This is a genomic window from Photorhabdus laumondii subsp. laumondii (genome assembly GCF_003343245.1).
Lineage (GTDB): Bacteria > Pseudomonadota > Gammaproteobacteria > Enterobacterales > Enterobacteriaceae > Photorhabdus > Photorhabdus laumondii.
Window position 1 is genome coordinate 4,632,744 of the sequence record NZ_CP024901.1, and the last position, 12,534, is coordinate 4,645,277.

Annotated in this window: 10 protein-coding genes; 4 read left to right on the forward strand and 6 right to left on the reverse strand. The window is 44.2% G+C overall.

Going from position 1 to position 12,534, the window contains the following annotated elements:
• Nucleotides 1-22 precede the first annotated feature (22 nt).
• The 5 genes from parC to nudF all read right to left on the reverse strand — a co-directional run bounded on the left by parC (nucleotide 23) and on the right by nudF (nucleotide 6,617).
• Nucleotides 23-2,290: a DNA topoisomerase IV subunit A gene (parC, locus tag PluTT01m_RS20325; RefSeq protein ID WP_011148083.1), complete on the reverse strand. Its 2,268-nt coding sequence runs from the start codon at nucleotides 2,288-2,290 to the stop codon at nucleotides 23-25.
• Nucleotides 2,291-2,331: 41 nt separating this feature from the next.
• Entirely contained in the window at nucleotides 2,332-4,227 is a 1,896-nt protein-coding gene (gene parE / locus PluTT01m_RS20330; RefSeq protein ID WP_011148084.1) for a DNA topoisomerase IV subunit B, read from the reverse strand.
• 72 nt (nucleotides 4,228-4,299) lie between these two features.
• Complete coding sequence (gene yqiA / locus PluTT01m_RS20335) at nucleotides 4,300-4,908, reverse strand: esterase YqiA (RefSeq protein WP_011148085.1); 609 nt, start codon at nucleotides 4,906-4,908, stop codon at nucleotides 4,300-4,302.
• A 128-nt stretch (nucleotides 4,909-5,036) separates the two neighbouring features.
• A complete protein-coding gene (gene cpdA, locus PluTT01m_RS20340) occupies nucleotides 5,037-5,876 on the reverse strand; it encodes a 3',5'-cyclic-AMP phosphodiesterase (RefSeq protein ID WP_011148086.1) in 840 nt (279 codons plus the stop codon).
• 99 nt (nucleotides 5,877-5,975) lie between these two features.
• Nucleotides 5,976-6,617: an ADP-ribose diphosphatase gene (nudF, locus tag PluTT01m_RS20345; protein WP_011148087.1), complete on the reverse strand. Its 642-nt coding sequence runs from the start codon at nucleotides 6,615-6,617 to the stop codon at nucleotides 5,976-5,978.
• A gap of 359 nt (nucleotides 6,618-6,976) precedes the next feature.
• On the opposite strand from nudF, the gene tolC reads away from it, so the two are divergent.
• Nucleotides 6,977-8,350, forward strand: coding sequence for an outer membrane channel protein TolC (gene tolC, locus PluTT01m_RS20350; protein ID WP_011148088.1), 1,374 nt, complete (start codon nucleotides 6,977-6,979; stop codon nucleotides 8,348-8,350).
• Nucleotides 8,351-8,598: 248 nt separating this feature from the next.
• Here tolC and PluTT01m_RS20355 read toward each other — a convergent pair whose 3' ends face one another.
• Nucleotides 8,599-9,012: a DUF2628 domain-containing protein gene (locus PluTT01m_RS20355; protein WP_011148089.1), complete on the reverse strand. Its 414-nt coding sequence runs from the start codon at nucleotides 9,010-9,012 to the stop codon at nucleotides 8,599-8,601.
• A gap of 411 nt (nucleotides 9,013-9,423) precedes the next feature.
• On the opposite strand from PluTT01m_RS20355, the gene PluTT01m_RS20360 reads away from it, so the two are divergent.
• The 3 genes from PluTT01m_RS20360 (at nucleotide 9,424) to PluTT01m_RS20370 (ending at nucleotide 12,474) form a co-directional block, all read left to right on the forward strand.
• On the forward strand, nucleotides 9,424-10,128 hold the full coding sequence (locus PluTT01m_RS20360; protein ID WP_011148090.1) for a DUF1190 family protein: 705 nt from the start codon (nucleotides 9,424-9,426) through the stop codon (nucleotides 10,126-10,128).
• A gap of 6 nt (nucleotides 10,129-10,134) precedes the next feature.
• Nucleotides 10,135-11,295, forward strand: a complete 1,161-nt coding sequence (locus PluTT01m_RS20365) for a glutathionylspermidine synthase family protein (RefSeq protein WP_011148091.1) — start codon at nucleotides 10,135-10,137, stop codon at nucleotides 11,293-11,295.
• Between the two features lie 153 nt (nucleotides 11,296-11,448).
• Nucleotides 11,449-12,474, forward strand: a complete 1,026-nt coding sequence (locus PluTT01m_RS20370) for an IS630-like element ISPlu3 family transposase (protein WP_011146066.1) — start codon at nucleotides 11,449-11,451, stop codon at nucleotides 12,472-12,474.
• Nucleotides 12,475-12,534: the final 60 nt, after the last annotated feature.

The window sequence follows — 12,534 nt, forward strand, 5'->3', positions numbered from 1 at the left end:
AGCCGCCTCTTATTTAATCCCACTATTTAGTTACGTTAGTATTAGTAGCAGAAGGTGGAGTCTCAACCTGTACCCGTTCAATACGCTGCAACCCACGAGGTAGAGACGTTCCCTTACGACCACGTTCTCCTCGGAATTTCTGAAGATCTTCAGGACGCAGCGTCAATTTACGCTTTCCAAAGTAAAGTGTAATAGACGATTGTGGCGGTAGTATCAATAACCAACTCAACAGGTCATTTTCTGCGGCTGACTGAACAGAAATTATCTTATTCCCTTTCCCTTTAGAAAGTTGCGGCAAATCTGCAACCGGGAACATTAACATCCGGCCTGCGCGGGTAATTGCCAACAACATATCATCCTGCGGATTATTTATTTCCAGCGGCGTCATGACGCGAGCATTTTCCGGCAATGTAATCAGTGCCTTACCTGCTCGGTTTTTAGCAACCAAATCACTAAAAGTACAGATAAAACCATAACCAGCATCAGAGACCATCAGAAACTGCTGTTCATCCGGTGCCATCAGTACATGTTCTACCGTTGCCCCTGCGGGTACAGTCAATTTACCCGTTAGTGGTTCCCCCTGCCCTCTGGCAGAAGGTAAATCCCGCGGATCAAGCGAGTAACTGCGACCTGTTGTATCAATAAACACAACCGGCTGATTGCTCTTACCACGAGCCGCACCACGGAAGCTATCACCTGCTTTGTAATTCAGACCGGCCGGATCAATATCGTGACCTTTCGCACTACGAACCCAACCCATCTCGGACAATACGATTGTCACCGGCTCAGAAGGCGTGATGTCATGCTCACTCATCGCTTTGGCTTCATCACGTTCTCTCATTGGAGAACGACGCTCATCACCATAAGTGGCCGCATCAGCCATGATCTCTTTCTTCAACAGGGTATTCAGTTTGCGCTCAGAACTCAGAATCGCCTGTAACTTATCACGCTCTTTTGCCAGTTCGCTCTGTTCGCCACGGATTTTTACCTCTTCCAGTTTAGCTAAGTGGCGTAATTTCAGCTCAAGAATGGCTTCCGTTTGCGTCTCACTTAAACCAAAACGTGACATTAATACTGGTTTTGGCTCATCTTCACTACGGATAATGTGAATGACTTCATCAATATTGAGAAATGCGATCAGTAAGCCTTCCAGCACATGCAGGCGCTTAAGAACTTTTTCCAGACGATGGTTCAGACGTTTACGAACGGTTTCCCGGCGGAATACCAACCATTCGGAGAGGATCTCAACCAGCCCTTTCACGGTCGGACGGTTATCCAACCCGATCATGTTCAGGTTAACGCGATAACTCTTTTCCAAATCGGTAGTGGCAAACAGATGATTCATCACCTGCTCCAAATCAACCCGGTTTGTGCGAGGGACAATAACCAGACGAGTTGGATTTTCATGATCAGATTCATCTCGTAAGTCATCAACCATAGGCAGCTTTTTAGCCCGCATTTGGTTAGCGATCTGTTCCAACACTTTGGCACCAGAAACCTGATGCGGCAGCGCAGTGATCACAACATTGCCATCTTCTTTTGACCAAACAGCTCGCATCCGTACCGAACCACGGCCATTTTTATAAATCTTACGGATATCTTCGTGAGAAGTGATGATCTCCGCTTCAGTCGGATAATCAGGACCTTTAACGTGTTCCATCAGATCATCAAGGGAACTCTGTGGCTTATCCAGCAGCATAACCAGTGCATTCACCACTTCACGCGCATTATGGGGCGGAATATCTGTCGCCATCCCCACCGCAATACCGGTGGTGCCATTCAGCAAAATATTTGGCAAACGCGCCGGCAGCATTTTCGGTTCCTGCAATGTGCCGTCAAAGTTTGGCACCCAATCAACGGTACCGTGGCCTAACTCAGCCAACAGCAACTCGGCATATTTGGACAGGCGAGACTCGGTATAACGCATCGCGGCGAAAGATTTGGGATCATCCGGCGCTCCCCAGTTTCCTTGCCCATCCACTAAAGGATAGCGGTAAGAAAATGGCTGCGCCATTAACACCATAGCTTCATAACAAGCACCATCACCATGCGGATGGTATTTACCCAGTACATCACCCACGGTACGGGCGGATTTCTTAAATTTGGCGGTATTGTTCAATCCCAGTTCTGACATGGCATAAACAATACGGCGCTGAACCGGTTTCAAACCGTCACCGATAAAAGGCAACGCCCTATCCATGATGACGTACATGGAGTAGTTCAGGTAGGCGGTTTCAGTAAATGAGTGGAGCGGCAAACGCTCCACTCCATCGTGAGTTATCTCACTCATTCGTTAATTTCCTCAGAATCTTTTGACTATCCCTGTGGGTGTTACACTTCAATGTCTACCGTATCGCCCTTCTCTTGCAGCCAGTTACGGCGATCTTCTGAACGCTTCTTCGCTAGAAGCATATCCATCATAGAGAAGGTTTCCTGGTAGTTTTCATCATCGATAGTCAACTGCACCAGACGACGGGTATTCGGGTCTAACGTTGTTTCACGCAGTTGCATGGGATTCATCTCACCCAATCCTTTAAAGCGCTGTACGTTAGGCTTACCCCGTTTGCGGCTTAGACGATCCAACACCGCACTTTTTTCCTCTTCATCCAATGCGTAATACACTTCTTTACCTAGATCAATACGATATAGAGGCGGCATTGCCATATAAACATGGCCGTTCTTAACCAATGTTGGGAAATGGCGGACAAACAGGGCACACAATAGCGTCGCAATATGCAAACCATCTGAGTCTGCATCCGCCAGAATACAGATTTTGCCATAACGCAACTGACTGAGATCGTGGCTATCCGGGTCGATACCAATCGCGACAGAGATATCATGGACTTCCTGTGATGCCAACACTTCATCTGAAGAAACTTCCCAGGTATTCAGAATCTTCCCTTTCAGCGGCATAATGGCTTGATATTCACGGTCACGCGCCTGTTTTGCCGATCCCCCCGCAGAATCTCCTTCTACCAGAAACAGTTCGGTAAAATTGAGATCCTGTGATGTACAGTCAGCCAGTTTTCCCGGTAATGCTGGGCCACTGGTCAGTTTTTTACGCACAACCTTTTTCGCTGCACGCATTCTACGTTGTGCGCTAGCGATCGCCAGTTCAGCCAACTGCTCTGCTTCCTGAACATTCTGGTTTAACCATAAGCTGAAAGCATCTTTGACAACACCAGAAACAAAAGCAGCAGATTGGCGCGAAGAGAGGCGTTCTTTCGTCTGACCAGCAAATTGCGGATCCTGCATTTTTACCGACAGAACATAAGTACAGCGATCCCAGATATCATCGGCAGCAAGCTTCACACCACGTGGCAAGATATTGCGAAATTCGCAAAATTCACGCATCGCATCCAGTAACCCCTGACGCAACCCGTTTACATGTGTTCCCCCCTGCATCGTTGGGATGAGGTTGACATAACTTTCAGCCAGTAGCTCTCCCCCTTCCGGCAACCAGAGTAACGCCCAGTCAACCGCTTCGGTTGCACCACTGAAAGTACCGACAAAAGGCGCAGCCGGCAATGTTGTCAGGCCATTAACCGCAGCCATCAAATAGTCGGTCAGACCATCGGCATAACACCATTTCTGTTCAGTACCGTTGATCTTGTCTTTAAAAACAATTTCCACTCCCGGACATAAAACGGCTTTCGCTTTCAGCAAATGGGTCAAGCGGGAAACAGAGAAACGAGGGCTATCAAAGAAACTTTCGTCAGGCCAGAAGTGAACACCGGTACCAGTGTTGCGTTTACCACAACTTCCTATTACTGTCAGCTCCTGCACTTTATCGCCATTCTCAAAAGCAATCTGATAAATCTGACTGTCACGGCGAACGGTGACCTCAATCCGCTTGGACAAAGCGTTAACCACCGAGATCCCCACACCGTGGAGACCACCAGAAAACTGATAGTTTTTATTCGAAAATTTACCACCGGCATGTAAGCGGCTCAGGATCAACTCAACCGCTGAAACGCCTTCTTCTGGATGAATATCAACCGGCATGCCGCGGCCATCATCAATGACCTCCAGTGACTGATCGCTATGAAGGATCACTTCAATATGTTTAGCGTGACCTGCCAAAGCTTCATCCACGCTGTTATCGATCACTTCCTGTGCCAAATGGTTCGGACGCGTTGTATCAGTGTACATTCCCGGACGACGGCGAACCGGTTCCAGACCACTGAGAACTTCAATGGCATCTGCGTTGTAACTAGATTGAGTCATGTTGTAATTCTGTTGGTTGCTTCTTGATTAAAGGGCTAATCAGTTTTGTATACTGTTGATAATACCAGTCGTTCAAACATTTTTGGCAAGTTTTTTCTCGCCATCACTAGAAAGCCCAAGAAAGTTGATGATTTGTGGGAAATAGTGTTCAAATCCGATAAAGGCATGATTACCACCAGATTCAATAGTTTGCTTACATAATACCAGATAAGCAACCGCCTGGCGGTAATCCAGCACCTCATCTCCGGTTTGTTGCAATAACCAGATAAGATCCGGTGACTCCAATGGTTCAATCCACATGCTTTTGAGATCATGAATATGGCGCGATTCCAACGTATATCGTTGGTTTGTATAAGGGTTAATATTTTCCCCAAGATAATCCCGCAGTAATTCAAACGGACGCACGGCTGGATTAACGACCACAGCGGGCAAGCTGAAACATTGTGAAAGCCATATCGCTAAATAACCACCGAGAGAAGAGCCAACGATACCCAAATCATCCCCGGCATGCTCCATCACCAGATTTTCGAGCAGCTCAGCCGCTTCTTCAGGATAAGGGGGTAACTGAGGCACCAGCATGTCAATGTCAGGATGATGCTGATACAGCCACGCTTTTAAGGCATTGGCTTTTGCAGACTGCGGGGAACTATTAAAACCGTGCAAATAGAGTAAGGTTGACATCAGACCGAGCCCCTCAATTGTGCAATACCACTGGCCACTATGCTCCTGTGCGACACACCACAGATGGTGAGGCTTGGCAAATCCAATAAGCAGAGAGTAACACAGCAACACAAAGAGACAAACACAACCTAATATCCATCCGAATCTAAATCAGGGCAGAACTCATTACTTGCCAGTCTATAGACCTGAGTTGTCAAACCAAATTCGCCATTATCGGCAACAGACAATTCGAGATAACGCCATCCCGGAGCAACAGTATCAAGCATAAAATTGGTACAATGTGGTTTGAATTGCAAACATGTTGATGGTGTCGCCATCATACGGATGCCATTCCAATCCAGATCCATCTCTTGATGTATATGCCCACAAAGCATCGCCTTAACTCGTGAATAACTTTGCAGATACTGGGCCAGAATATGTGAATTGCGCAAACTATGCTGATCCAGCCAGGTACAACCTGATGGTAATGGATGATGATGAAGCAGGATCACCGCGTAACGTTCAGGGTGCCTATCCAGGCAATTTTTCATCCATTCAAGCTGATATTCCGACAACTCCCCGTGGGGAACGCCCTGCACCTGACTATCAAGCATCAAAAGTTGCCAGTGCTTACCGACTAAAATCTGTTTCGACGGAGAAACGCCAGCCGCCGCCAAGGCATCCACCATCGCAGGCTGATAATCATGATTACCGGGTAACCAGACACAAGGTGCCGGTAAACGGGCAATACCATCAGCAAAATGTCGATAAGCTTCCAACGACTGATCCTGCACCAAATCACCTGTCGCTACGATTAAATCAATATCAGCATTTTGTTTGAGGATGGCATCCAGCACCGCTTGGTAACTGCGATAAGTATTGATACCCAATAAAGTATCTTCTTTGCTGGCAAAAAGATGCGTATCTGTTATTTGCAATATTTTGGCTGTGGTTCCCTCTACCACAGGCAGTTCAAACTGGCTTTCCAAATGGTTTCCTTGTCCTATAAGTCATCAACGAGCATCATAACTCGTTTTAACGCAAGAGATCTGCTGACTGGCACACACTTCCCTTTTCTCGGTTAAAAATTAGGAATTATCTGAATTCCATTCTTTTTTTAACTTTTCATGGTGTAATGCCAGCCATTGTATCGCAATAACTGAAGCAGCATTATCAATAATTCCCTCTTCCATCCAATGATAAGCTTGTTCACGACTTACCACATGCACCCGAATATCTTCATGTTCACCAGATAATCCATGAATACCGGTCGCTGTCGTGGCATCCACTTCCCCCACCATCACAGAGATACGTTCCGTTGTTCCTCCGGGACTGGAGAGATAACTCAACACGGGTCTGCAACGTTTAACTTCGATTCCGGCCTCTTCCATTGTTTCGCGGCGCACCACCTGTTCGACATCTTCGCCCTCTTCAATCATACCGGCAACAATTTCCAGTAACCATGGCGTCGCTTTCGTCTCTATTGCCGGAATACGTATCTGCTCTATCAATACAACCTCATCACGACGTGGATCATAAGGTAACAATGCACCGGCATGGCCCCGCTCAAAAACTTCACGGCTAACCTCTTCACTCCAACCACCGGCAAACAGACGATGACGGAAACGGTAATTTGTCAGTTTAAAGAATCCATTGTACAAACTTTTTTTCGCGATAATTTCTATATCCTGCTTATCCAACATGACTGGCGTTAACGGCTTCTTATGCATAAAATTCTCCTAAATAGTTCCTTACTTGCTAGCCACTAAGATGATATTAATCAAGCAGAGTTAAAAAATTCACTCGTTGATGGTGTAAAGTTAAGCTAAATTAAGGCAATATGGCACAAACGGCTACCTTTCGCTGATAGCATACTCTGCTAGAATCAGTAACATTTCGTTTTTCACCAAGGCAACGTAAGAGTCTATCCCAATAAGCGTAATTGGTGCAGGCCGTTTTTGTAAATGAACAGTGAACTCAGGCTGTGCGCAGCACCTGAAGCATTCACTCTTTATCACAAAGCATGGTAAATAAAATAGCCTAATGGGATAGACAACGAGCAAAATAGCTGTGCAATCAAGGAATTACAATGAAGAAACTGCTCTCCATTTTTATCGCTATGAGCCTGACGGGATTGAGTTCGATGAGTCAAGCTGAAGATCTTTTGCAAGTTTATAAGCAAGCAAAAGAGGGTAACCCTGAACTACGTAAATCAATGGCTGAACGTAATAAAGCTTTTGAAAAAATTAATGAATCCCGTAGCCCATTATTACCTCAGTTGGAATTAAATACCGGATACGCCTATAACAGTGGTTACCGCGATCAACGTGACACAGAAAGCAATACATTGAATGCAAAGCTTGGTTTGACTCAAACCATTTTTGATATGTCTAAATGGCGCCTATTGAACTTAGAAGAAAAAACGGCAGGTATTGCTGATGTTACCTACCAAAGCAGTGAACAAAAACTGATCTTGGATAGTGCAACAGCTTATTTCAAAGTACTGCGCACCATTGATACACTCTCCTACATTGAAGCTCAGAAAGCGGCCATTTACCGCCAGTTGGATCAAACGACTCAACGTTTTAATGTCGGTCTGGTTGCAATTACTGATGTCCAGAACGCCCGAGCTAATTACGATGATGTACTCGCTCAGGAAGTTGCCAGCCGTAATGAGCTGGACAATGCATTGGAAGCCCTGCGTCAGGTCACGGGTATTTATTACCCTCGGTTAGCCTCACTAAATATTGATCATTTCAAAACACAGAAGCCAGAAGCGGTAGATATTCTGCTAAAAGAGGCAGAGAAACGTAATTTAAGTTTACTATCTGCTCGTTTAGGTCAGGATCTGGCTCGTGAACAAATCAAAGCAGCCCAAACCGGCCATATGCCAACTATTGATTTAGGCGCTTCTACCAATGTTTCAAATAGCCAGAATCATGCACCAGGCAGATCAAACAACTATAGCGGTGAAAACAGCGTTGGCCTGACACTTCGTCTGCCAATTTATAGCGGCGGTGCCACCAGTTCCCGCGTTGAACAAGCACAATATGGTTTTGTCAGCGCCAGCGAACAATTAGAGAGCACTTACCGCAATGTGGTACAGACTGTCCGTTCTTCCTTTAACAACATATCTGCTTCCATCAGCAGTATCGACGCCTACAAACAGCTTGTTGTTTCGGCGCAAAGCTCGCTCGACGCAATGGAAGCGGGTTATCAAGTTGGCACACGTACCATTGTTGATGTACTGAATGCCACGACCAAGTTGTACGATGCCAAACAGAAGCTATCCAATGCTCGCTATGATTATCTGATTAATCAACTGAATATTCAGCATGCACTGGGTACGTTAAATGAGAAGGATTTAGTTGCTCTGAATAATTCGCTAGGTAAACAGCTCTCAACTTCCGCTAACAGCATTGTTCAGGGAACAGGAACCCCAGTAACTTCTGCTCGTAACTGATACAGTCTTTCACTTCCACTAAATTAACGGCCCGCCATCAAGCGGGCTGTTTTATTTCCAACCAACTATACCCGTTATCTTTCAAGTTGCTTCTTTGTTGGCTGCACTCACTCACCCCGGTCACATCGTTATCTATGCTCCCGAGGATTCACTCCCTTGCCATCGCGATCCATCTTGAAATCCATAGGGTATATAATTGGGTTCTGAAACAATAAACAGATATTTTTCTTAATGAAAAAACACATAAATTAAAATAATCCTTCAAATGGATTCCAGCTCTGGCTATTCACTTTTTCTTTCAGATAATAGGCATAGTTAGCAGTGGTTCCCCATATTGCTGAAAACGCAAATTTAATCCCCATGTCGACAGCAGGAGGAATATAAATACTCAAGACACTTTCCATAATCTCCAATATAATTATCACTACAACACCAACACCAACACCAACACCAAATAAAGTCAGGTTCTTTCGCCATAAACCTAAAACAAAAAAGTAAATAAAACCAAAAAAGAAGGCAATAAAATTCATGTTCAACAATATACGGCGCATATAGGGTTCTACTTTCATGGCAGCTTTGTGCTCAGGCGTTTTAGGAGCACCATTCTGTTCAAAGAATGCAAAGCGCATCTGCCATTTTTCCGAATATTGATTTTTATCCATGCTACTTAATTCCTTAATTAAAATAGAAAATACAATACCAATAATATAATCACAAAAAGTTATTAATTTAAGATTATTTGCTAGAGACATAAAGTAAAAAACATAATTAGTAGATTCACTTACATCATCATGTTACATATTAAATCACCTTTAATTCACTGAAATTTACGAGATTAAGATTAATATCATAAAATATTAATTTCGGCACTGTTTTTCTAAAAAATAGATATTTTTCAACATTAAAACCAGATTAAACGGAATACCAAATAATCAATATCCGGCCATATCTTTGTCAGACAAAAAATCAAGCTAGCAATTCGAAGGTTTATGCTTTAATTTTGTTCATATTTCCCCTATCCTTAAAGCTATTTCATAAAGAATCATAGACATCTAAAATCTGGGTATACGACGATGACAATAAAGCGGACCAAAGATATTAATCACGACACATTCCGTAAGGCTTGGCGTAACTATCGCCTTGCACCTGTGGCAATAGCTGTCAGTGCGGTTTTCATGTTATCTGCCTGTGAAAAGAGTGATGAAACTGTCTCTCTTTACATGAATGCAGATGAATGTTCTCAAGCCAATCCATCACAAAGTGAGCAATGTACTACTGCTTACAACAATGCGTTGAAAGAAGCGGAAAAAACAGCGCCTAAATATGCCACCAAAGAAGACTGTATTGCCGAATTTGGTGAAGCACAATGTACTCAAACCCCGGCGCAAGCTGGCCTTGGCACCACTACTTCTAGTACCTCCACCAATGGTGAAGCACAGGCACAGCAGCAGCAAAGCGGCAGCTTCTGGATGCCGCTGATGGCAGGTTACATGATGGGGCGTCTAATGGGCGGTGGCTCAGCACCATCACAACCTCTGTTTAGCTCCAAATCCGCTACCAGCCCGGCAAACGGTCAATTCGTTGATTCGACAGGTAAAAGCTATGGCCCTGCAACCGCAGGTGGCCGTTCCATGACAGTACCTAAAACGGCTATGGCACCAAAACCAGCAACAACCACAACCATTACCCGTGGCGGCTTCGGTGACTCTGTCGCCAAACAGTCAACCATGCAACGCAGCGCCTCTTCGGGCTCCACATCCCGTTCAGTGGGAGGCTAACCACGGATGAAACGTATTGCTATTACTGAACGTCCGGATTGGCATGAAAAAGCGATAGAATATGGCTTTAATTTTCACACCATGTATGACAAACCTTACTGGTGTGAAGAAGCTTATTACCAATTTTCTCTTGCCCAAATTGAAGAAATCGAAGCTACCACCGCTGAACTACATCAAATGTGTTTGCAGGTAGTCGAGAAAGTTGTCGATAGTGAAGAATTGCTGACTAAATTTCAGATCCCAAAACATTGTTGGGATTTTGTCCGTAGTTCCTGGATTACCAGCCAGCCGTCACTCTATTCCCGTTTGGATTTGGTTTACGACGGTAAAAGCCCGGCAAAATTGTTGGAAAATAATGCTGATACGCCAACCTCGCTGTATGAATCCGCTTTTTTCCAATGGATCTGGTTAGAAGATCAGATGAATGCCGGGTTACTGCCAGCACATGCCGATCAATTCAACAGCATGCAAGAGCAATTGATTGAACGCTTTGCTCAATTGCGTGATGAACATGGCTTTGGCTTACTGCACATGGCTTGCTGTCAAGATACGGAAGAAGATCGTGGTACCGTTCAATACTTGCAAGATTGTGCGCTGGAAGCCGGTGTTCCAACCGAGTTCTTATTTATTGAAGATATCGGTCTGGGAGAAAAAGGGCAGTTTACTGATCTAAAAGACCAGGTGATCAGCAATCTATTCAAACTCTACCCTTGGGAATTGATGTTCCGTGAGATTTTCGCTACCAAATTGGAAGATGCTGGCGTTCGTTGGTTAGAGCCCGCGTGGAAAAGTATTATCTCCAACAAAGCATTGCTACCCATGTTGTGGAAGATGTTTCCAAATCATCCAAACCTGCTACCTGCTTATTTTGCCGATGATAATTATCCGGCAATGGATAGCTATGTTATTAAACCTCTGTTCTCACGGGAAGGGGCTAATATCCGTATTATTGAAAAAGGCAAGGAAATTGCCAGTGTTGATGGCCCTTACGGTAAAGAAGGTATGATCGTTCAGCAATTTCATACACTGCCAAAATTCGGTGACAATTATACGCTTATTGGTAGCTGGCTGGTAAATGATCAGCCTTGCGGTATTGGTTTGCGGGAAGACAGTGAACTAATAACCCAAGATTTATCTCGCTTCTACCCACATATTATTTTGGATTAATTACTCACCAAGGAGGAATTAAAGTAGGTTGCCACAACGCCAAAGATTCCTCCTTCAACAATCCGATAAAAACGTTGTATTCTTATAAGCTTATATACCCGTAATCATTGAAGATGCTTGATTTTATCCGAAATGGAGATCATTATCCTCGCTATGAAAATATTTATTACATCAGAACAAAAAATCAAACTTGAACGTCTTCACGACACCACTCGTGATGGTCAGGTACGAGACAGAATAAAAGCGATCCTTCTGGCTTCTGAAGGGTGGAGTTCTGTGATGATAGCCCAGGCATTGCGACTCCATCAGACCACCGTTGACCGCCATATCAGTGATTACCTTAATCAAGGTAAACTTAAATCTGATAATGGAGGGTCTGATAGTTTGCTTTCCCGAGAACAAACTGATTTTTTAATCAATCACTTATCTCAACATCTTTTCCATCACACCCATGAAATCGTGGCCTATGTTGCTCAGCTCTGGAATATTACCTTTAGCATTCCCGGCATGAATAAATGGCTACACCGTCAGGGTTTTTCTTATAAAAAACCTTGTGGCGTCCCTCATAAATTCGACGCAGAAAAACAGCGACAATTTATTGAATATTATGAGAATCTTAAAGTCACAGCGAAAGACGAACCCATCCTTTTTCTTGATGCTGTTCACCCGACTCAAGGCACCAAACTCAGTTATGGCTGGATGCGAAAAGGCGAGAAAAAAACCGTCAAAACAACAGGAAGCCGGACTCGCCTGAATATATTGGGTGCCCTCAACCTGAATGCCATTGGTCGTACGGTGTTCCAGGAATATCAGACCATCAACGACTACAACATTTGCTGTTTTTTCAATGAAATAAGAAAGTCTTATCCTGACTATCATCAAAAAATTCACCTTATTGTGGATGGAGCGGGTTACAACAAAGCTCATCTTGTGAAGGAGTGGGCTTATGTTAGCAATATTGAGTTACATTACCTTCCTCCCTATAGTCCAAATTTAAACCCGATAGAACGATTATGGAAGGTCATGAATGAACAGGTTCGAAATAACCGTTATTTCGCGGATAAACATGAATTTCGAGACAACGTCTTCAAATTTTTCACCACAACGCTACCGGATATAGCGGACTCGCTGATGTCTAGAATTAACGACCATTTTCAGGTGCTAAAAACTGCATCTTGAAGTTTCTTGGGTATATACCCTATAGATTAATCTACCTCTATCAATGTCAACCTTATTCGT

Coding starts and splice junctions, on each gene's coding strand:
- parC (WP_011148083.1), bottom strand. CDS start 2,290: ATGAGTGAGATAACTCACGATGGAGTGGAGCGTTTGCCGCTCCACTCA.
- PluTT01m_RS20370 (WP_011146066.1), top strand. CDS start 11,449: ATGAAAATATTTATTACATCAGAACAAAAAATCAAACTTGAACGTCTT.
- yqiA (WP_011148085.1), bottom strand. CDS start 4,908: ATGTCAACCTTACTCTATTTGCACGGTTTTAATAGTTCCCCGCAGTCT.
- PluTT01m_RS20365 (WP_011148091.1), top strand. CDS start 10,135: ATGAAACGTATTGCTATTACTGAACGTCCGGATTGGCATGAAAAAGCG.
- PluTT01m_RS20355 (WP_011148089.1), bottom strand. CDS start 9,012: ATGGATAAAAATCAATATTCGGAAAAATGGCAGATGCGCTTTGCATTC.
- PluTT01m_RS20360 (WP_011148090.1), top strand. CDS start 9,424: ATGACAATAAAGCGGACCAAAGATATTAATCACGACACATTCCGTAAG.
- nudF (WP_011148087.1), bottom strand. CDS start 6,617: ATGCATAAGAAGCCGTTAACGCCAGTCATGTTGGATAAGCAGGATATA.
- parE (WP_011148084.1), bottom strand. CDS start 4,227: ATGACTCAATCTAGTTACAACGCAGATGCCATTGAAGTTCTCAGTGGT.
- tolC (WP_011148088.1), top strand. CDS start 6,977: ATGAAGAAACTGCTCTCCATTTTTATCGCTATGAGCCTGACGGGATTG.